Genomic DNA, 21,165 nt, shown 5'->3' on the forward strand with positions numbered 1-21,165 from the left:
CGCGAGCGTCAGCGAGTGAAGCAGTGGTGGGAGAGGGGCCGGGGGTGAGGGGGCTCGGGTGCAACGGAATGCCTGTTTGCGTACGCCTTGCCGATTCCCGCACCGCAGCGAAAGACGGAAGTGGTGCTGCTCTGCTGGCCCCCCCTCACCCCCAACCCCTCTCCCCCGAAGCCTGACTCGCTTAGGCTCGCCAGGCTTCGGGGGAGAGGGGAGTAAACGATTCTTCTCATACATAGCTCCCGCCGGAGTCAGCAAATCTCAAATCTTCACTCAAAGCGCTGCGACGACGGCGTTGCCCATCGCTTCGGTGCCGATGCTGTCCTGCCCGCCGGCGATATCGGCCGTTCGCAGGCCGTCGGCCAAAACCTTGCGCACGGCCGCTTCGATTTTCCCGGCTTCGTCTTCCAGCCCCAGCGAGTGGCGGAGCATCATCGCGGCGGCCAGGATCGTGGCCAGCGGGTTGGCGATGCCGCGGCCGGCGATGTCCGGAGCCGATCCGTGGATGGGTTCGAACAAGCCGGGACCATCGGAACCCATCGAGGCGCTGGGCAACATTCCCAGCGAACCGGGCAACATCGAAGCTTCGTCGGTGAGGATGTCGCCGAACAGGTTGCCGGTGACGACCACGTCGAAGTCGCGGGGGCGGCTGATCAAGTGCATGGCCATGGCATCGACCAAGACCACGTCGTACTGGACGTCGGGAAATTCTTCGCTCATCACCCGCTGGGCCACCTGTCGCCACAACCGACTGGGCTCCAACACGTTGGCCTTGTCGACGCTGGTCAAACGGTTGCTTCGCGAGCGAGCGGCCTGGGCCGCCATCCGCACGATGCGTTCGACTTCCGGCACGCTGTAGACCATCGACTGGTGCGCCGACTCGACGCCGTCGACCGTCGTGCGGCCGCTGTCGCCAAAGTACACGCCGCCGGTCAGTTCGCGGAAGAACAGGATGTCGGTGCCTTCGACGATCTCGCGTTTCAGCGGCGAAGCGTCGACCAATTCGGCAAACGTCTGGATCGGACGCAGGTTGGCAAACAGCTGCAGCTCTTTACGAATCCTCAACAATCCCTGCTCGGGGCGGACCGCGGCCGAAGGATCGTCCCACTTGGGCCCCCCGACGGCCCCCAACAACACGGCGCCGGCCGCCCGACAAGCCTCGACCGTCGCCGCCGGCAGCGGATCGCCCGTCTGATCGATGGCCGTGCCGCCGATCAAGTGGCTCTCGAAGGCGAAACGATGATTAAAACGCTTGGCGACCGCCGCCAATACACGTTCCGCTTGCTTGATGATTTCCGGCCCGATGCCGTCGCCGGGCAGGAGTACGATTTTTGCGTCCACGACTCAGTTGCTTCCTCGAAAGATTGATAAACAAAGCTCGCACCACTGTAACCGATCCGGCCTCGCAGGCGAACCTCGCCACCCCCCCGTAGCTGAACCGCGCCAGACTTTGGACGTCGGCCATCCAAACTCGGGCAACTTTCGGCGGAGCGAAAGGCGACTCTCGAACTTTCGGCGGAGCGAAAGGCGACTCTCGAGTTTGCTCTAGAAGTTCAGCTCGGCTCCGAACACGGCTCCGTGCATGAACACGTCGTCGCTGTCGTCGACCGCCGATCCGACCAGGGGCGACATCACGCTGGTGAATTGTCCGGGAGCGGTGGCCACGTTGGCCAGGTACCACAATTCGTACCCGCCGCTGACCGACAACCGCTCGCCGATCTGATAGCGAAGCGTCCCGCCGAATTCGATCAGCCCCGCGATGGTCGAGTCTTCGTCGAAGTTGAAGACCTCGGTCGTGGAGTCATTATTGAACTGGAACGTGCTGTCGGTCAGGTTCACAAACACGCCGCCCCGAGCTCGCAGCATCGACCACAGGCGTTGGCCCAGCGGGTATCCCATATCGATGCCCACCTGACCGCCGATCAAGTCGTTATCGACGTCGCTGGCCAAGAACCCGATCTGATTGGGGCCCGTCGCATTGTCGATCACCGAGAAGCGGTAGTCTTCGGAGTAGTCGATGTAGCGGATACCGTACAGCAGCCGCACCACGTCCCAGCCGCTGCTGGTGCGGTTCAGTTCGAAGCTGTCGTACTGGGCGTTGTAGGTCTGACGCTGGAAGACGTTGTTGCCGGTATCAAAGACGTCGACATTCACTTGATTCGGAGCGAGCGCTGAGGTGATCAGCGTGCCCAGCGTACCCGGCGGATCTCCCGGAGCGGCTCCGGCGGGATTGCCCCGCTGTCCCGACAGGTCCCAGCGGAATCCGCCGGTGTAGGTCGCTTCGAAGCCGTCGACACAGTCGATGGTCTGGCCATAGGTCAGCCGGGTGCCCCACTCGTGATCAAACTCATCCAGCGTAAAGGCCTGGCTGAGCGTCAGGCGTTCGTCGCCGGTGCGCCGCATGAACAGGCCCTCGGCGCGAAAGTAACAGCCGGGTTCGCAGCCGCCAAAGCAGCCGAAGTTGCCGCCGGTGCCGCCACAGCTGTTGCAGCCCGGGTGGGCCACATGCCCGCCGTGACCGCCGTGGACATGCCCGTCGTGACCGTGGCCTCGACCGGGACCGGCCGCGCCGCTGCCGACGATGGGTTGGTTGGTTTGGGCGTCAAACATCGGCACCGGCAGGCCGGAGGCTCCGTCGACCGACTTGATGATCTGCTCGCCGGGCGCCAATTCGATGCCGTCCAAGTCGTCGACTTCGGCGACAACCTGAGCGTGAGCGACGGACAGGCTGCACGAAGCGGCGGCGATCACCGGGATGACGAAGCGACGGAGACGCTTGGTCCAAGGAGCGTTTAACATCGGATTACCTCTTAGCGGTTCAGCACGCCGCGACGACGGGCCAAAGTCCAGGGCGTTAACGGTCGAGAACGGGAAAACTGCAGCGAAAGCTTGGCACAACTAACGCGTCGTCAATTTGTCGACGACCGGGACCAGGCAGGTCTGCCGTACCAGTCGCAGAATCTGGTTTGCTTGTTCGTCATCGGCGGCGATCCCGCGGACCGTCAGCCGGTTGTCGGTGGCGAAGATGCGTACCCGGCTCTCGGGAAACGTCGTCCGCATCATCTGGTTCAATTTGTCGGCCGTCGCCGCCAATCCCTCCAGCTCGCTGGGCGGGCCCAGTTCCACGTGGACGTTGTAGATCTCCGGCGGAGCCGATTCGTCGTCGCCCGTCCAGACCGCCAGTCGCGTGCTGCCGCCGCGCTGCCCGACGATCCGCAGCGACGACAAACCGGCCGGCAACACCTGACAGATGGTTTCATCCTCGACGGCAAAGCAGCGGACTTTGCCGGCGATCTGCAGGGCTTGCATCTGCGCCTTGCCGACCTTCACCTCGCCGATGCTCTCGGGACGATGGGACACCGGAGCGACCGTGCCCGGAGCGACCGGTGCGGTCGCGGTGCGTGGGCTGACGGGACGGGCCGCAGCAGTGGGGCGGGCCGCAGCAGTGGGGCGGGCCGCAGCAGTGGGGTGGGCCGCAGCAGTGGGGCGGGCCGTGGCGGCGGCCGCGGGCGAACGGGTTGGCGAAGCAGCCGGCGCGACCGAAGCGGTCGGGGCTGGCGACGCGGTTGGGGCTGGCGACGCGGGCGAAGCCGGCCGTGGAGCGGCGGCAAAGACCTGGTCGACCGCCACATCGGCCGATCCGGCCACCGGCTCGGCTCGCTTGGGTGGCTGTGGATTGCGGATGGCCGTATCGACCTCGACCGGTACGTCGATCACCAATCCGGCCGAGGGCCGGATCAGTTCAGCCGACCGGTCCAGGGTCGCGGCGGCCGCCGGTTCGACGACGATCGGACCGGCTTGCAAAACCTTTGCGGCTTCGGCGCCGGGAGCCTGAGGCGGTGAAGCGGCCCGGCGAGCCACCTTGGGTTCGGACGGGCCGGCCAAAGTGTTCTCGCGAACCGGGCTGACCGCATCGCTGCTCTCGACGACCAACGGCGGCGCGGCGGCCAAGGGCGTCGCGGCGGCGACGTCGGCCGCCTGCAGCGGTTCGATCGGCTCGGGCCACGTCGCGGCGTCGGCCAGACTCATCTCGATCGCACCCTCGACGCGGGAGTCGCTGGCGACAGAAGCCTCGCTACCGTCGTCGTTGCTACAGCCGCCTTCGCTGCAGAGGCCGGCGGCGCCGTCTGCGGCGGACTTCGGTTCGCAATCGGATAGGCTGAAGGTGATCGGCGTGGATGCTTCGGCCACCGCCGTTTCCGCACTGGCTGCTACGTCACTGGCTGCTACGTCACTGGCCGCTACGTCACTGGCCGCGGCGGGCATCACCGGTTCCAAGACCGGGGTCAACCGCAGCGTGGTGCGGGGCCGAACCAGCTCGACAATCTCCTCGTCGGCCTGCGCCTCCGCGCCGGCCTGCGCCTCATCCCTGCCGGCCTGCATCGATGCATCGACGGCCGCGGACACCGGTTGCAATGAAAGCACCGCGTCGGCGGGCTGCAAGGGACAGGCATTCTGTTCGCCGGAAACCAAGGTGATCACCGACTTTTTCGGCTCGCAGAAAGGATTCCGCTGGGTTTCCAGCGGTTGATTCACGCGGATGGGCGAGCCGGCGGTCGACGGCGCCGGGCCGCTCACAGCGGCATCGCCGCTCGCCGCGGTATCAGCGGTGGGAACGGGCAGCGGCGGCAACTGGTGCAGTTGGACCGATGCCGGTTCGCTGGCCGAACTGGTGGATTGCCAGGCGACCGAGGCCAGCAGGGCGGCGAGGGCCGCGCGCTTGGCAAAACGGGTCGAACCTGGGTGATGTTTGCGATAAAGCATGCCGCATCCTTGACCTATTCTGGGCCTCTGTGTGACGCGCCCCCCTTGGCACATCTCTGGGTCCGACCGGCGCTGGCGGTTTTGCGTGCAAACCGTACTCGGCCAGCGCGATGGTCGTCCGCGTTAGGTATCGGAATCCACCTAGTCAAGCATTAACGATTCTGCCAGCAGGCGCGGTTTTCAGGGCATCGCCCGTCCCCCAGTGGCATAGGCTTCCAGCCTGTGAAAGCAGTGGCATAGGCTTCCAGCCTGTGAAAGCAGTGGCATAGGCTTCCAGCCTGTGAAAGCAGTGGCATAGGCTTCGATGCCTGTGAGGCTCTACCCCTCCAAACCACAGGCTGGAAGCCTATGCCACGGTTAGCGGCGCTGGCGGCGGGCTTCGAAGGCCAAGACGGCGGCGGCGACCGACACGTTCAAGCTGTCGGCCCGGCCGGCCATGGGGATGCGAATCGCCTGCGATTGCCACTGCGGCCCCAGTCCGCGATCCTCGGCTCCGACCAACAGCGCGACGGCGCCGCCGAGGTCGGCTTGCCACATCGTGGCGCTGGCATCAACGCGAGCGGCCACGACCTGAATGCCGTGGGCGGCCAAGAACGATCGGGCCGCTTCGCCGCTGCAGGCGGCGGCCGGCAGGGTGAACACCGTGGCGGTGCTGGCCCGGATCACATTGGGGTGAAACAGGTCCGTCGCACAGTCGCTGCACAGCACGGCATCCACACCGGCGGCATCGGCCGAGCGAAGGATGGCGCCCAGATTGCCCGGTTTCTCCACGCCGTCGGCGATCAACAGCAGCGGACTCGGCGGCAGCCGCAGCTCCTCCAGCGTCCTCGAGGGCGTTTCGAACACGGCCACCGCCCCCTCGTTCCGCTCGCCATAGGCCAGCTTTTCAAAAGCCGCCGGAGCCACCAGGGTTTGGCAGTGGGCCAGCTGGGGAGCGGCCAAGAGGTCGGCGTGCTGCTGCCGCAGTCGCTCGCTCTGCTGGGTCTGTAAAAACAATTCCACCGGACGCACTCCCGCGGCAACCGCTCGCTGGATCTCGCGCAGGCCATCGACGACGAACTGGCCGCTGCGGCGACGGTAGCGGCCGGTGCGGAGCCGCGCGGCATGGCGGATGCGTGGGTTGGCGGGGCTGCGGAGCACTTCCATGGCCGCCTCGCTCAGCCCTTCAGAACCGGGCACACATCGAACCACTGACGCCCCTGTTGGTGCATCCACTGGGTGCACCACTGGGGTCCCCAGTCGCCCTGCGGATAGGTCTCCAGCGGCGGGGCGGCGGGACTGTTCCAAGCGGCCAGCAGCGGATCGATGATGCCCCACGCCAATTCGACTTCGTCGGCTCGGGCGAACAAGCCGGCATCGCCATTCATCGCGTCCAACAACAACCGCTGATACGAATCGGGCATCGCCCCGCCTCCGCCCTCACTCTGAAAGCGGAAGTCCAGCGAGCTGAGTTTGGTCTTCAGTTCGGTGTCGGGAACCTTGCTTTGGAAATGCAACTGGATGCCTTCGGCGGGCTGTACCTGGATGACCAACTGGTTGGCCGTGGGCACGCGCGTCTTGGTGCCCAGCAACAGGTGCGGCGCCTCGCGAAACTGAATCACGATCTGCGTGGTGCGACAGGACATGGCTTTGCCGCTGCGCAGATAGAACGGCACGCCCTGCCAACGCCAGTTGTCCACGTGCAGCTTCAGCGCCGCAAACGTCGCCGTCTGGCTGCCCGCCGGAACGCCCTCCTCCTGCAGGTAGCCCTCGTACTGGCCGCGGACCGAATCGGAGGCAAAGTCGCCGCCGATCATCGGCCGTACGCTGTGCAGCACTTTGACCTTCTCGTCGCGCACCAGATTGGCATCGAAGCGAGCCGGCGGTTCCATGGCCGTGATCATCATCAACTGCAGCAGATGATTCTGGAACATATCGCGGAGCACGCCGGAGGTGTCGTAGTAGCCCGCGCGGCGGCCCACAGGCATCTCTTCGGCCACGGTGATCTGCACGTGGTCGATGTAGTTGCGATTCCAGAGCGGTTCAAAGATGCTGTTGGCAAACCGCAGCACGAACAGGTTCTGCACGGTTTCCTTGCCCAGATAGTGATCGATGCGATACACCTGGTCTTCGCGAAACACGCGGTGCGTGGCGGCATTGAGCGCTTCGGCCGAGGCCAGGTCATAGCCAAAGGGTTTTTCCACGATCACCCGCCGCTCCCCCCGGCTATCGTCGCTCAGCCCCGCCTCGCCCAACTGCTCGATGGCTTTCTCGTACAACTGGGGTTTGGTCGAGAGGTAGTACACCCGATCGACGGCCCCTTCCGGCTCGATCGACTCGAGGAACTCGCCCAGTGAGCGGAAGTCGGCGGCTTGCTGGATGTCGCCGGCGTGGTAGTACACCTGTTCGCGGAACGCTTGCCAGGCGGACTTTTCGAAATGGTCACCCACGAACTGAGCCGTCGTCTCGGCCAACTCATCGCGCCACTGGTCGTGCGAATATTCGCTGCGCGAGACCCCCACGATCTGCGTATCGACGGGCAACCGCTGTTTTTGAAACAAACGGTACAGAGCCGGGATCAGCTTGCGGCTGGTCAGGTCGCCGGAAGCTCCAAAGATTACGATCGTGTGTGCCATGCCGAGTCCGGGTGGGAATGAAGCGCCGAAAAAGTTTACCCAAGCGGTCCGGTCAATGTAGTCATCGGGCGGAAAGCCGACCATCACCCCTTTTCTGCGGGCCGCCCATCGGCATTGCATGCCGATGGGAATTGGTGAACAATCGCACGTGCTCTGGTTTCCCCCCCAAGGAGTCTGAACGTTGTCCAGCACCGTCGAACCTTCGCCGCCGGACGCTCAAGAGCAGCAGGAGCTGCGGAGCCGGCATTACAACGCTCAGATCATTCGTCGTGTCGACTGTCACGACAATCTGGCGATCTTCCGCGTCCGCCCCGACGGCGACATCCCCCGCTTCCAAGCCGGCCAGTACGTGGCTCTGGGGCTGGGCTACTGGGAACCGCGCGTCCAACCCTCGCAGGCCGAGTCGGTGCCCGAGAAGAAACTCCGCAAGCTGGTGCGGCGCGCCTACTCGATCTCCTGCCCGATGCTGGACGACCGCAACCAGCTGGCCGCCTGCGACGACATCGACTACCTGGAGTTCTACATCACGCTGGTGCGCGAAGCGGGCGAGCCGGGCGGACGGGCCCCGGCGCTGACGCCACGCCTGTTCGGCCTGCAAGAAGGCGACCGCCTGTGCATGGAATCCAAGATCGTCGGCCGCTATGTGCTCGAAGGTATCGAGCCCGATGACACGCTGCTGTTGATCGCCACCGGTACGGGCGAAGCGCCCCACAACGCGATGGCCGCCAGACTGCTCCGCGATGGCCACCGCGGACCGATCTTGATGGCCACCACCGGCCGCTACATCGGCGACTTTGCCTACCGCCAGACGCACCAAGAACTGATGCGACGCTATCCGAATTTCCGCTCGCTGAACTTCACCACCCGCGAGCCGGAAAACGTCGACCGCACGCACCCGCAGTACGTCGGCAAACACTACATCCAGGACCTGTTCCAATCGGGCCAGCTGGCCGAGCTGTGCGGCACCGAACTATCGCCGGACTCGACCCACGTCTTCCTGTGCGGCAACCCGGCCATGATCGGCTACACCCCGCCCGGCGCCCCACCGCCGGAACAACCCGGCATGCTGCAGGTCCTCAAGCAAGCCGGCTTCGTCCACAACGACGACCCACCCACCGTCGGCCACATCCGCTTTGAGAAGTACTGGTAGAGAGTGGCGAGAGGCGAGTTCGAATCGTGCTCGTGCTCGTGCTCGATTTGAGATTTGCTGACTCCGGCGGATTCTATGTAGGGCTCGGAGCGATAGAAGACAACGTTTTCTCCCCTCTCCCCCGCGGCGCCGCGAGCGTCAGCGAGTGAAGCAGTGGTGGGAGAGGGGCCGGGGGTGAGGGGGCTCGGGTGCAACGGAATGACTGTTTGCGTACGCCTTTCCGATTCCCGCACCGCAGCGAAAGTCGGAAGTGGTGCTGCTCTGCTGGTCCCCCCTCACCCCCAACCCCTCTCCCCCGAATCCTGACTCGCTTAGGCTCGCCAGGCTTCGGGGGAGAGGGGAGTAAATGTCTTTTTTTATGCATCGATTCGCCGGAGTCAGGGGATTGGAGATTTGCTGACTCCGGCGGATTCTATGTAGAGCTCGGAGCGATAGAAGACAACATTTTCTCCCCTCTCCCCCGCGGCGCCGCGAGCGTCAGCGAGTGAAGCAGTGGTGGGAGAGGGGCCGGGGGTGAGGGGGCTCGGGTGCAACGGAATGACTGTTCGCGTACGCCTTTCCGATTCCCGCACCGCAGCGAAAGACGGAAGTGGTGCTGCCCTGCTGGTCCCCCTCACCCCCAACCCCTCTCCCCCGAAGCCAGACTCGCTCTCCCCCGAAGCCTGACTCGCTTAGGCTCGCCAGGCTTCGGGGGAGAGGGGAGTAAATGTCTTTTTTTATGCATAGATTCCGCCGGAGTCAGGGGATTGGAGATTTGCTGACACCGGCGGATTCTATGTACGGCAACCCTACTGCGCTACCGACCCTGCTGCCAGGCCGACGCTGGAATCGGCTGCTGCGGCCCGTCGCCCTCTGCCCAGGTCAATCGCAACTGACCACCTGATGCCGGTTTCAAACACGTCAACCGAATCGGGTGCAGCCCCTGCTCCAGGCGGATCGTGCCGGTCCGCTGCGTCCCGCTCTCGTACCCCGCGTCGGCATCGATCACCGTGGCGTCGTGCAGCCGCAACAGCGCCCGCCCATCGGTCTTTAGGGCAAAGGTGTAGGCGCCGTCGGCCGGCACCTCGATCCAGCCCGTCCACTCTACGGCGCCCACGTCCTCCGAGGTGACGGCGCCCAAATCCAGGGATTCCGCCGAACCGGTCTCCGTGGGCGTTTGATGTCGCAGGTTCGGAACGTAGTCGAACTGGCCAGCGAGAAAGCGCCACTGCAGACCGGCGCGCCGCTCGTGCAGTTCCTCGCCGCGAACCGCCGGAACCAAGGCCTCGTCGTAGGGCCGCGGCGCCGTGGCGTTGGGCCGGCGGACGCGGAGCACGCGAGCTTGCATCTTTCGCTGCAAGCGGCGAAAGCGGTCGCTGGTGTCAGCCAAATTGCTGCGTTCCTGCGGATCCTGCTGCAGGTCATAAATCCGGAACGGATCGTCGGCGTTTTGAATATCGACGCGGATGCCCTTGTACCCGTCCACGTGAATCACTTGCATCTGACCTCGTTTCTGCCGGCGATGCTCGGGCCCGAAATCGGCGTAGTCGCGAGTGCGTCCCGACTGGGCGTATTCGACGTAGACGGTTCCCGGCGATTGTTCGCCGTTGCCGGTCAAAGTCGGCACCAACGAAACCCCGTCGCTGCGGGCCGGCGGCAGCACCCCGGCCAGCTCGGCGAACGTGGGCATCCAGTCGTGGAACTGCGACGGCGTTTGATCGATGCGCTCCTCGGTGATCCCGCCGGGCCACCAAGCCAGAGTGGGCACGCGAATGCCGCCTTCCCAGGTATCGCGTTTGGTGCCGTCAAAGCGGCCGTAGGACTTGAACGCCGTGGGATCGTACTGCTTGCCGGCGATGTAGCTCTCGTGATGCGGTCCGTTATCGCTGGAAAACACCACCAGCGTTTCGCGGTCGATGTCCAGATCGCGCAGGGTCTCCAGCAGGTCCCCCACGGCGGCGTCGATGCGGCGAACCATCGTGGCAAAGCGGACCGCCACGTCGTCCCAGCCCCGATCGGCGTAGTCCGGATGGCGATACGAATCGATCGTGCCTTCGGCCGTATTGATCATCCGCCCGGGCTGGCCCAACCACTGCACGCCGCCGTCCAGACCACGGCCCTCGGGATAGGGACCGGTCGGAACCTGTAGCGCCGCGTGCGGCGTGTCGTAAGCCAGGTACAAGAAGAACGGCTGCTCGCCGTGCTCGCGGCGATGTTCCGCGATCCAGTGTTTGCTGCGCGCGGTAAACAGGTCGGTGGTGTAGCACTTCTGCAACCCCTCGGAAACCTCGCGATCATTGTGCCAGACCTGATGCGGCTGGCGATGCCCCTCGGAATTGCCCAGCGGCCAATGATCGGCCGGATAATGCACGTGCCCATCGCGGTGACGCACATAACCGTAGAACTCATCGAAGCCGCGGCGGGTGGGATAAGCCGGCCACTGCTGCGGATTCTCGCCATCGCCCTGCAGCCCGTACTTGCCGATGAGCGCCGTCCGGTACCCGGCCTGCTGCAGCACGGTCCCCAGGGTGTGGTTATCGGCCAAGGCCTTGTCGAACTGGTTGTCGCGAACCTCCGCGTGTCCCTGATGCACGCCGCTGAGCAGCGAGCTGCGCGACGGGGCGCACACCGGCGCCGGACAATAGTGGGCTCGCAGCTGCACCCCCTGCTCGGCCATCTGGTCCAGCTGTGGCGTGTGGAAGCGCGGGTGGTTCTTCAGTTGGTTCTGATAGAACACCCCCAGGTCGCCCCACCCCAGATCGTCGCAGAGGATAAAAATGATGTTGGGCCGCGGAGCCGAGGGCGAGCCTGACGAGGGCGATTCGCCGCGCAGCACTCCCGAGCAAAGGCCGTTCACAGCCAACAAACACACGGTAAGACAAACCAGACGCAACATCACAACCTTCAAAGGTAAAAAGTGAACTAACGCAAACGGATGTTATGCATGAATCGAATCGTTGACGCCTCAGCGGCCATCGCCGGTGTACTCGATCGTGGCACCCTGCGGCGCTTGGGGCCACGGCGTTTCTCCCTCGGCCCAACTCTGCGGCTGCTCGGCTCGCACGGCATCGACCAGGTCGACCAGCCACGCCGGCGGGTCGACGTTTTCCTTCTGGCCGTAGACGTAGGGCAGCGGCGGATCCATCAACCGCGTCTTCTCGCCCATCGGCGGACGCTGCTCCGCGGCGGCCTCGAGCTTGGCAGCCAACCGCTGCACGATGTCCGGGTGCTGCGCCGCGATGTCGGTCGTCTCGTAGGGGTCTCGACGAATATCAAACAACATGTCGCCCATCAACTTGTAATCGCCACTGCGGATCGTGGGCAGGCGGACGCTGCCGGCGACTTCGAAAATGATTTCCTGTCGCGGGCTGGGCCGACCGGCAAACAGCGTCGGCGTCATGTCCATGCCGTCCAGCGGCAGCGTGCCCTCGAGCGACGCGCCGGCCAGAGCGGCGAACGTGGGCAACAGGTCCACCACGTGCATCATCCCATCGTTGGTCGTGCCGGCTTCGATCCGGCCGGGATAACGCATTACGCAGGGCACCCGCACGCCGCCCTCGAACGTGGTGTTCTTGGTGCCGCGGTACGGCGCGTTCATCGCTTCGGTCAGGCCGCCGTTATCGTTGGCAAAGATCACCAGCGTGTTGTCGCGGTAACCCAACTGGTCCACGGCTCCGACGATTCGTCCGACCGCATCGTCCAAGCACTTCAGAGCGGCCTCGCGAGCGGGATACTGATCGGTGTACCGCGGCACCTCCTCGATCGGTCCGTGGACGGCGTTAAAGGGCACGTAGATGAAAAACGGTTGCTCCGCCGCCGCGTCTTCGCCGCCTTCGCTGCGCTCACCCAACAGCCGCACCACTTCGCCCGCGATCAGGTCCGTCGTGTACCCCTGCTCGAACAAGGGCCGTTGGTTGCGATGCCAATCGTAGACGGCGAACCGGGCCGGGGCATTATGCGGAATGGTGTACTGGTTGTAGTCGATACCCCAAGCGTAATGGCCGTACTGGTGCTGGAAGCCCTGCCCCATCGGCAGATGCTCCTCCAGCCATTCACCGCAGTGCCACTTGCCGGTGATCGCCGTGAAATAACCGGCATCGGCCAGCACTTCCGCCACGGTCCGCTCCTCGCTGGGCAGCGCATGGATCCGCCGCGTAGGCTCGCCTCGTTCGTTGTGCGCCAGCTGCAGATTCAATTTGGCCAGGTAGCTGGGTTTGCCAAAGTCTTCGCTGCGCCAATCCATCCAGTTGCGAAACGCATACCGCCCGCTCAGGAGGGCGCCCCGCGTCGGGGCACAGACCGAGTGGGTGTAGAACTGCCTCAGGCGAACGCCCTCGGCGGCCAAACGATCCAGGTGCGGCGTCAGCTCGGCGTTGCCGCCGTGAAACCCCGGCTCGGCCCAGCCCATGTCGTCGGACAGCATGAACACGATATTCGGCCGATGCGGCGCCAAGGCGGCGACGGGTTCGGCGGCAACCGGCGGAGCACCAATGCTCGTTCCGGCAGAGGCCACCAGGGCAACCAGAACCGTCTTCTTCCACAACCTCATCAGGGCGGACCAACATTGCATACAGGGTATCTCCGGTCATTCTCGAACAAGCTTCGTGCTGGCAGTATAACTCGGCGCGACAGCGAATGACCGAGAGCCGCGGCTTAATAGTCGGCGTGCCGGCCGGTGATCGCCGCGAGTTGCTCGTGCAGGGCGGAGTTGGAGGCCAGCACGCTGGTCTTGGCCAACGGCAGCGGCTCGCCGCGAGCGGTCGTGATCCGGCCGCCGGCCTCTTCGACGATCAACCGGCCGGCGGCAAAGTCCCAGGGCGACAACTGGTATTCGAAGAAACCGCCGAAGTGGCCCGCGGCGACCTGGCACAGGTCCAGCGAAGCGGTTCCGAAGCGGCGGATGCCGTGGATGTGAGCTTCGAACAGGTCGTTCAGCGCCGCCAGAGTGCTCCGCATCATCGCCCCGCGGTCGTAATAGAACCCGCATCCCACCAGGACTTCGGCCAGCGACGCGGCCGACGATACCGCGATTCGGTTGCCGTTGTGCGCGGCGCCCCCGCCGGCGGTGGCGGTGTACCAATCCTGATGCGCCGGGTTGTAGACCACGCCCGCCGCGGCCCGGCCGCGATGGTAGTAGGCGATGGAAACGGCAAAGTGCGGGATGCGATGGGCGTAATTATTGGTTCCGTCCAGCGGATCGATCACCCACAGGTGCTCGGCATCGACACCGCCGCTGAGCGTCTCCTCACCCAACATCTCGTAATCCGGCGTCGCCGCCCGCAGCACCTCGGCGATCTTCTCCTCGGCGTGCACGTCGGCATCGGAGACCAGGTCGTAGCTCATCCCGCCCGAGTCGGCTTTGTTGCGGATCTCGACGCCCTCTTCCAGGTAGCGCATCAGGATTTGCCCCGCCTGCTCAGCCGCCTCGCGAGCCACTTCGAGGTGTGCCGAATAGTCGCCAGGATCGATCATGTGTTTTTCTCAGTTGTAAGTGGTTAATTCTGTCGTAGCTGAACTCGCCGGAGTTTGGACACCCTAGCTGAATTCGCCAGAGTTTGGACGGGCTGATTCTTTCAAAAAAATCGTTTACTCCCCTCTCCCCCGAAGCCTGGCGAGCCTAAGCGAGTCAGGCTTCGGGGGAGAGGGGCCGGGGGTGAGGGGGAATGCAGCACCACCAAAAAAAACCAACCATTGCCCCGGAGACCCATCTCCTCGCTACGCGTTTTGCTACTGCCCGCAGTACGAGCACGAGCACGAGTACGAGTACGAGCACGAGCACGAGCACGAGCACGAGCACGAGCACGAACTAACCTCGCCAACCAACAACCAACAACCAACAACCAACAACCAACAACCAACAACCAAAGTCTGGCGACTTCAGCTACGGGCGGTCGGCCGCTACTTTCCCGTCGACCAATCGTCTCGGGGCCAGTGGTGGCGGCGGAGGACGTGCTGGAGCGCTTCGGGCAACTCGGGCAGCGCGGCCGACGCCGCGTTCTGTTTCACTTGGGCGGCCGAGCGCATCCCCACGACCACACAGCTGACCTCGGGCCGCGAGAGGGCAAATTTGATCGCCACATCGCGGAGGCTGTAGCGGGCGTCGAGCCCGAACTGGGCGACGTCCTGACCGATCCGCTCGACACGCTCGGTGGCGCGGCCCAGCCGATCGCCGGCAAAGTAGTGTCGGCGGAAGTCGTCTTCGGCAAAGACGTGCTCGGCCGAATACTTGCCGGCCAGCACACCGTGCTCCAAGGCCGCCCGCACGATCACCCCGGTGCCGGTCTCGGCGGCCACCGGCAATAGCTGGGCGGCCGCGTCCTGGCGGAGCAGATTGAAGGGCACCTCGACCACGTCGACCAGCCCGTTATGCATCAGCGGGATCACGCAGTTGGGATCGTGCGGCGGCGCACACAGGCCCACCAGAGCCAGCTTGCCCTCTTCCTTCATCCGCCGCAGGATGACCAACGGCTGGGGGTCGTCGCTCCAAGCTCGCGTCCAGGCGGCCAACAGGTGCAGCCCCAGAGATTCGCGTCCCAGCCGCTCGAGCCGCCGATGAACGTCGTCTCGCAGGTACGCCGGCCCGTAGCGGTCCTGCCAGCGACAGTAGGGCGACAGCGGCGTCGGCCCGGCGGCCGGCTCGCTTTTGCTGGCCACCAGGATCGCTCCGCCGGGATCAACCTCGGCCAGCACGCGAGCGACCGTCCGTTCGCAGACGTCTTCGCCCTGGCAGACGTCGATGTAGCGGATGCCCGCCTCGAGGGCCGCTTCAAGCGCCGCTTCGAGGGCCGGCTCGGGGGCCGCTTCGGGAGCACCGGCAACCGCGTCGGTGGGCGACGCCGCGAGCCGGGTCGGATCGCGGCGATTTGAATCGTTCGGCGGGCCAGCCGACCGGCTCAGCGGAAACGTACCGAACCCGATTTCGGAAATGTTGCGACCGGTTTCGCCGAGCGGACGTGGACGGATCACAGTGGCCAACAGCCCCCGGGGTTTTTTGATTTAGTTTTAGTTTTGATTTGGAAGCGAGCGAACCGAGCCGAACCGAACCAAGCCGAACCGAGCCAAGCCGAGGTCCGGAAACAACCCATTCGGGCCGTGACGAACGGGGGACAATGTGAAGTTTTGCCGATTGAGCAGGCGACGCGAAGGGGCCTGTTTGAATTTTCAGGCTTTCCGAACCGCCTGCGGTGTTGGTCTCAATTGTCAGGCTATCCCCTACCGATTCCCTTCACAACAACGCTGCTATCATCGGCCGATACCCTTCGGTATTGGCGAGACACCAAGGAGGGTCTGCAAATGGCTCCGTTCGCACCGACACCTGTGTTGTCTATCGTTGTGCCCCATTTGGGCGATGATTCCCGTTTCGAGTCGAGTCTGGTTTCCGTATTGGAAAACCGGCCTCGCCGCTGTGAGGTCCTGGTATGTCACGACGGCAGTTACGGTGATCCTTTTGACCTGGGCGACGAAGTCCGTTTTGTAACCAGCCCCTCGCAGGACCTGCCCAGCCAGGTCCTGGCCGCTGCGGAGGCTGCCCAGGGGCGCCTGCTGCACGTGCTCTGCGACGGCGCCGTGGCCACCGAGGGCTGGACCGAAGCCGCCTTGGACGCCTTTGAGGATCCGTCCGTGGCCAGTGTCGCCCCGCGGGTCAGCGACGGCGACGACAAGCACACCGCCGCCTTGGGCTGGACCCAGACCGCCGGCTCGGTCTGCACCCCGGTCGCCGCCGGTCGCCGCACGCCCAGCCGACGCGACCGCGCGGCGGTTCGCGGCGCCTATTTATCCGCCTCGTTCTGGCGGACGGCCGTCCTCCGCTGTTTGGACGAACTGACCGCCACGACCGATCCGCACGTCGCCACCGCGCTCTGGACCGCCGCGATTCACCGCGCGGGCTTGCGCTGCAGCGGCCAGGTGGCCAGTCAGGTCCGGGCCGACAGCGATTTCGCTCAGTCCCTACAGCTCTCGGCCACCACGACGCGTCACCTGCAATCGGTCGCCACGGTCGCCGATGGGCAATCGGCCCTGAAAGCCGGCCTGACCGGCTTGGCCGCCAATGTCCACCGGCCGGGACGCTGGAGCCCGGCGTGGGGACGACTGAGCGCCGCCTGGGCCGACACCGCGATCCAGCGCCGCTGGCGCAGCGAGCTGCCCTCGGTCGTGGCCGCCGTGATGGCCGCCGCCGAAGGCGACGAGCGCCCGATGACGCTGAAGATGCCCACCCGCAGCCGCGTCGCCGTCCCCGCCTCGGTCCGCCGAGCCGCCTAGACGCCAGTGGCATAGGCTTCCCAGCCTGTGAAAACCAGTGGCATAGGCTTCCCAGCCTGTGAAAACCAGTGGTATAGGCTTCCAGCCTGTGAAAAAGTAGCACGGCTGTCTCAGCCGTAAGCAACCAAGTGGCATAGGCTTCCCAGCCTGCGAGAGACGCCCCCCACAGGCTGGAAGCCTATGCCACTGGGCCGAGCTACTTTTCTTTTCAAAAAACAGCAGAACTTCCGCTTGCCTGCTGGGTTAGAATACAATGGTAGGCGGCTCCCAGCATCTGCTCGGTTTTTCCAGCATCCGCTCGGTTTTTTTCGGGGCAACCATCTGTCACTGCGGATGATTCGCGCCAGCTGTGCTCGGGACGTCAATGTGCTTGCTGCGTCGTTGTGGTCTACGCACCACCCCTGCCTGACGCTCCGCTGAACTTTTTCCTCCCTCGAGGTTTTCTTGTGGCTGCAATTCGATTGCATTCTAGCCGTCGTGATCGGTATCGACGCGGAGGCGTCCTGCTGAATCTGTTGTTCTTGCTAGCAATTCTCGCTGTCATCGGCGGCGGGATGGTCTACTACTACCAGGACTCGCCCGAGGAGACGGTGGCCGGCGAGCTGATCACCCAGCCGGTCAAACTCGCGGCCTTCGACCACGTGGTGCTCGAACACGGTGAGATCGAGAGCAGCCGCAACACGGAATTGCTCTGCGAAGTCAAAGCCCGCTCGGCGGGCAGCGGCGGCGTTTCGATCCTGTGGGTCGCCGACGAAGGAACGCGGGTCCAAAAGGGCGACAAACTGGTCGAGCTGGATTCGTCCCAGCTGGAACAGGAACGCAAACAACAGCGGATCGTGCTGGCCAACGCCGAAGCCAATGTGACCAGCGGCGAAGCGGCGGTCGAGCAAGCCAAGATCGCTCGCGAAGAGTACCTCGAGGGCGTGTACATGACCGACGAGAAAGCGATCGAAAGCGAGATCGCCGTGGCCCAGCAGGAGCTCCGCAAAGCCAAACTCGCCTACGACAGCTCCGAGCGTCTGGTCGCCAAGGGATTGGTCAAATCGCTGCAACTGCAAGCCGACCAGTTCGCCGTGGCCAACGCTCAAAACAAACTCGATGCCGCTCGCGGACGGCTGACCGTGCTGCAGAACCTGACCCGGCAAAAGATGCTGGTCCAGTTCGATAGCGATATCACCGCGGCCCAGGCCAGTCTCGAAGCGTTGATCGGGACGCTGGAAGAAGAAAAAGAGAAAATGCAGGAGCTGGAGGAGCAGATCGCCGCCTGCGTCATGACCGCGCCCACCGATGGCGTCGTCGTTCACGCCAATAAATACAGCCGTCGCGGGGGCAGCGAAGTGGTGATCGAACCGGGCGCCATGATCCGCGAACGCCAGCCCATCATCCGCCTGCCCGACCCGGCGCTGATGCAGGTCAAAGCCAATATCAACGAATCCCGCGTGACCCTGGTCGAAGAAGGCATGCCGGCGCTGATCCGCGTCGATGCGATCCCCGGCCTGGAACTCAAAGGCCGCGTCACCAAAGTCAACCGCTATGCCGAACCGGGCAGCTACTTCAGCTCGTCGGTCAAGGAATACGCCACCATCATCGAGATCATCGATCCGCCGGAGATCATCCGCACCGGGATGACCGCCGAGGTGCAGATCTTTGTGGAACAATTGCCCGAAGCCCTGCAGGTGCCCATCCAAGGCGTCTATGAGTACAAGGACATCGCCCTGGCGCTGGTCCGCACCCAGGAGGGCAAACTGGAGACGCGGCAGGTCAAAGTCGGAGCGACGAACAGCAAGATGGCGACCATCGAGGACGGTTTGGCCGCAGGCGAACAGGTCGTGCTGAACCTGCGAGACCACCTGGACTATGTGGACCTGCCCGAAGTCGCCGCTCGCGACAACTCCGACCTGGTGGCGATCGCCGAACAGTCCAATGTCGCAGCCGTGGATGGCCCGAGCGACCGGCCGGCCGGCCCGCAGGACCAGGCCGCCGCAGGGGCTCCCGGCAAACGTCCCGGCGGCCCCGGCGGCCCCGGCAAACGTCCCGGCGGCGGTTCGGGTGCCAGCGGCGCGGGGAGCCGATAATGACGCGTTCCGCCGCAGGGCCCGCCCAAGAGACGGCGTCGCCCTATCAATCTCGCTCCACACCCACCGACTCGGCTCCACCCGCTTCCGCCGCAGCTGCCTCGCTGGCCACGTCGATCCGCAACGTGACCAAGGAGTACGTGCTGAAGAGCGAAACGGTGCGAGCCCTCCGCGGGGTCTCGTTCGACGTGCCCGAAGGCGACTTCGTGGCCATCATGGGCCCTTCGGGCAGCGGCAAGAGTACGCTGCTGAACCTGCTGGGATGCCTGGACAAACCGTCCTCGGGCCAATTGCTGCTCGGACCCGACGACATCTCGTTGATGAGCGACGATGAACTGGCCGAAATCCGCAGCCGCCGGATCGGATTTGTGTTCCAGTCCTATAACCTGATCCAACAGCTGACGGTCGTCGAAAACATCCAGGTGCCGCTGTACTACCAGGGCCGGCTGGGCGCGAAAGAACGCGAGCGAGCGATCGAGCTGGCCGGTCTGGTCGGGCTGGGCGATCGCCTCGATCACCGTCCCACCCAACTCTCGGGCGGCCAACAACAGCGGGTCGCCATCGCTCGGTCGCTGGTCAACGATCCGTTTTTTATTCTCGCCGACGAACCCACCGGGAACCTGGATTCGAAAACCACCGAAGAGATCCTCAGCCTGTTCGATTCGCTCAATTCCGAAGGGCGGACGATCATCCTGGTGACCCACGAGGATGACGTCGGCAATCGAGCCAAGCGCGTCATCCGCCTCAAAGACGGCCTGCTCCGCAGCGACGTCTTCAACAGCGAAGATGATCGCCGCCGCGCCCGCGAGGAACAAGCGGCCAACGTCAAAGCGATCTCAGCCCGGGAGGCCGAGCTATGATGCTGTGGCTGCGAACCTGGCAACTGGGCGTCAAGAGCCTGTTGCTGCATCCGCTGCGGAGCGGACTGACGATGCTGGGCATCCTGATCGGCGTCTGGGCCGTGATCGTGTTGACGGCGATCAGCCAAGGGGCCAGCGACCAGGTCCAGCGGCAGCTGGAATCTTTGGGCGCCGATACGATTATTTTGGTCAGCGTGAAACCGTCCGAAGAAATCCTGACGCGGACCGGCACGACCAAGTACGGCCTGACGCGCGACGATCTGGAATTGGTCAAAGCCACCGTGCCGACGCTGCAATCGGTCAATCCCATTCGCGAGATCCGCCGCCAGTTTTCCCGCGGTGACAATCTTGTCGACGGACGACTGGTCGGCTGCACTCCCGGCTACGCCGATCTGAACCGCCTGCAGCTGCGCGACCGTGGCGGTCGTTTCATCACCGACCTGGACAACCGCAAGACGGCCACCGTATGCGTGCTGTCGGCCGGCGTTGCCGATCGGTTGTTCCCCTACGAAGACCCGCTGGGCAAACGCATCTATGTGCCCGAGAGCCAGGACTACTATCGCGTGGTCGGCGTGCTGAAACATCGCACAGCCTCGGCCGCGGTCGGTGGCTCGCTGGATTCGCAGGATTTCTCCAACGACGTCTACATTCCGATCCGCACCCTGCGAGGCCGGATCGGCGACCGCATCGTGACCCGCCGCAGTGGCCAGTTTCAAGTCGAAGAACTGGAACTGAACCAGATCACGCTGCGGGTCGGCGGCGGCGAGAAGGCGGTCCGCAGCACCGCCAAAATGATCGAGAACCTGCTGGACGAGCGGCACGCCAGCATGGAGGACGCGGCGGTCGTCGTGCCTCTGGAGCTGCTCGAACAAGCCCGCAACCTGCGGCTGATGTTCCTCGGCATCGGCGTCCTGATCGCCTGCATCTCGTTGATCGTCGGCGGCATCGGGATCATGAACATCATGTTGGCCAGCGTGACCGAACGGACGCGCGAGATCGGCATCCGCCGCGCGCTCGGGGCAAAGCGCAACGACATCACTCGGCAGTTCCTGGTCGAAACCGTGGTGCTCAGCTTTGCCGGCGCGGCGCTGGGGATCTTGTTGGGTTTTCTCGGGCCGCCGATGTACCGCGGGATGCTGGCTCTGGTCGCCCACTGGGCCCCGGACAAATACGCCGTGCTGCCCGACGTGATTCGCGAAGCCGAACCGACGATCGTCTACGAAACAATTCCCTTGGCCGTGGGCATCGCCGTGGCCGTGGGTTTGGCCAGTGGCCTCTACCCCGCCATCCGCGCCGCCCGCATGAACCCCATCGACGCCCTCCGCCACGAGTAGGCACCGGTTCCCATCAGCCGCAAGGCGCTAGCCAACGGTTCAGCCGCAAGGCGCTAGCCAACGGTTCAGCCGCAAGGCGCTAGCCAACGGTTCAGCCGCAAGGCGCTAGCCAACGGTTCAGCCGCAAGGCGC

At 64.6% G+C, this 21,165-nt stretch carries 14 protein-coding genes; 5 read left to right on the plus strand and 9 right to left on the minus strand.

Annotated features, from left to right (window positions below):
- Positions 1-270: 270 nt before the first annotated feature.
- The 5 genes from leuB to zwf form a co-directional block, all read right to left on the minus strand.
- Positions 271-1,338 carry a 3-isopropylmalate dehydrogenase gene (gene leuB / locus GE027_RS17270; RefSeq protein ID WP_153558469.1) on the minus strand — a complete coding sequence of 356 codons (1,068 nt, stop codon included), beginning with the start codon at positions 1,336-1,338 and terminating at the stop codon, positions 271-273.
- 204 nt (positions 1,339-1,542) lie between these two features.
- On the minus strand, positions 1,543-2,796 hold the full coding sequence (locus GE027_RS17275; RefSeq protein ID WP_153558470.1) for a hypothetical protein: 1,254 nt from the start codon (positions 2,794-2,796) through the stop codon (positions 1,543-1,545).
- A 99-nt stretch (positions 2,797-2,895) separates the two neighbouring features.
- Positions 2,896-4,761, minus strand: coding sequence for a pilus assembly protein N-terminal domain-containing protein (locus GE027_RS17280; protein ID WP_153558471.1), 1,866 nt, complete (start codon positions 4,759-4,761; stop codon positions 2,896-2,898).
- A gap of 357 nt (positions 4,762-5,118) precedes the next feature.
- Positions 5,119-5,940: a TrmH family RNA methyltransferase gene (locus GE027_RS17285; RefSeq protein WP_202617450.1), complete on the minus strand. Its 822-nt coding sequence runs from the start codon at positions 5,938-5,940 to the stop codon at positions 5,119-5,121.
- A complete protein-coding gene (gene zwf, locus GE027_RS17290; protein ID WP_153558472.1) occupies positions 5,919-7,376 on the minus strand; it encodes a glucose-6-phosphate dehydrogenase in 1,458 nt (485 codons plus the stop codon). Before zwf ends, GE027_RS17285 begins: the two co-directional genes overlap by 22 nt.
- Positions 7,377-7,557: 181 nt before the next feature.
- Here zwf and GE027_RS17295 point away from each other — a divergent pair, with 181 nt between their 5' ends.
- Positions 7,558-8,526 carry a ferredoxin--NADP reductase gene (locus GE027_RS17295; RefSeq protein WP_153558473.1) on the plus strand — a complete coding sequence of 323 codons (969 nt, stop codon included), beginning with the start codon at positions 7,558-7,560 and terminating at the stop codon, positions 8,524-8,526.
- 796 nt (positions 8,527-9,322) lie between these two features.
- Here GE027_RS17295 and GE027_RS17300 read toward each other — a convergent pair.
- The 4 genes from GE027_RS17300 to GE027_RS17315 form a co-directional block, all read right to left on the minus strand.
- Entirely contained in the window at positions 9,323-11,401 is a 2,079-nt protein-coding gene (locus GE027_RS17300; protein ID WP_153558474.1) for a sulfatase-like hydrolase/transferase, read from the minus strand.
- A gap of 69 nt (positions 11,402-11,470) precedes the next feature.
- Positions 11,471-13,075 carry an arylsulfatase B gene (locus tag GE027_RS17305; protein WP_153558475.1) on the minus strand — a complete coding sequence of 535 codons (1,605 nt, stop codon included), beginning with the start codon at positions 13,073-13,075 and terminating at the stop codon, positions 11,471-11,473.
- A gap of 83 nt (positions 13,076-13,158) precedes the next feature.
- Complete coding sequence (locus GE027_RS17310) at positions 13,159-13,977, minus strand: inositol monophosphatase family protein (protein ID WP_153558476.1); 819 nt, start codon at positions 13,975-13,977, stop codon at positions 13,159-13,161.
- 426 nt (positions 13,978-14,403) lie between these two features.
- Positions 14,404-15,471 (minus strand): aldo/keto reductase, encoded by a 1,068-nt coding sequence (locus GE027_RS17315; RefSeq protein WP_162006781.1) that lies wholly within the window; start codon positions 15,469-15,471, stop codon positions 14,404-14,406.
- 354 nt (positions 15,472-15,825) lie between these two features.
- Here GE027_RS17315 and GE027_RS17320 point away from each other — a divergent pair, with 354 nt between their 5' ends.
- From GE027_RS17320 to GE027_RS17335, 4 genes are all read left to right on the plus strand, one after another.
- Positions 15,826-16,764: a glycosyltransferase family A protein gene (locus tag GE027_RS17320; RefSeq protein ID WP_153558478.1), complete on the plus strand. Its 939-nt coding sequence runs from the start codon at positions 15,826-15,828 to the stop codon at positions 16,762-16,764.
- 446 nt (positions 16,765-17,210) lie between these two features.
- The gene (locus GE027_RS17325) at positions 17,211-18,839 is read left to right on the plus strand and encodes an HlyD family secretion protein (protein ID WP_315852922.1); all 1,629 of its coding nucleotides are present in this window, start codon (positions 17,211-17,213) and stop codon (positions 18,837-18,839) included.
- Positions 18,839-19,699, plus strand: coding sequence for an ABC transporter ATP-binding protein (locus GE027_RS17330; RefSeq protein WP_153558479.1), 861 nt, complete (start codon positions 18,839-18,841; stop codon positions 19,697-19,699). Before GE027_RS17325 ends, GE027_RS17330 begins: the two co-directional genes overlap by 1 nt.
- Positions 19,699-21,033, plus strand: a complete 1,335-nt coding sequence (locus GE027_RS17335) for an ABC transporter permease (protein WP_153558490.1) — start codon at positions 19,699-19,701, stop codon at positions 21,031-21,033. The genes GE027_RS17330 and GE027_RS17335 overlap by 1 nt, the downstream gene beginning before the upstream one ends.
- The last annotated feature ends 132 nt before the right edge of the window (positions 21,034-21,165 follow it).

Source organism: Roseimaritima sediminicola, assembly GCF_009618275.1.
GTDB classification, from domain to species: Bacteria; Planctomycetota; Planctomycetia; order Pirellulales; family Pirellulaceae; genus Roseimaritima; species Roseimaritima sediminicola.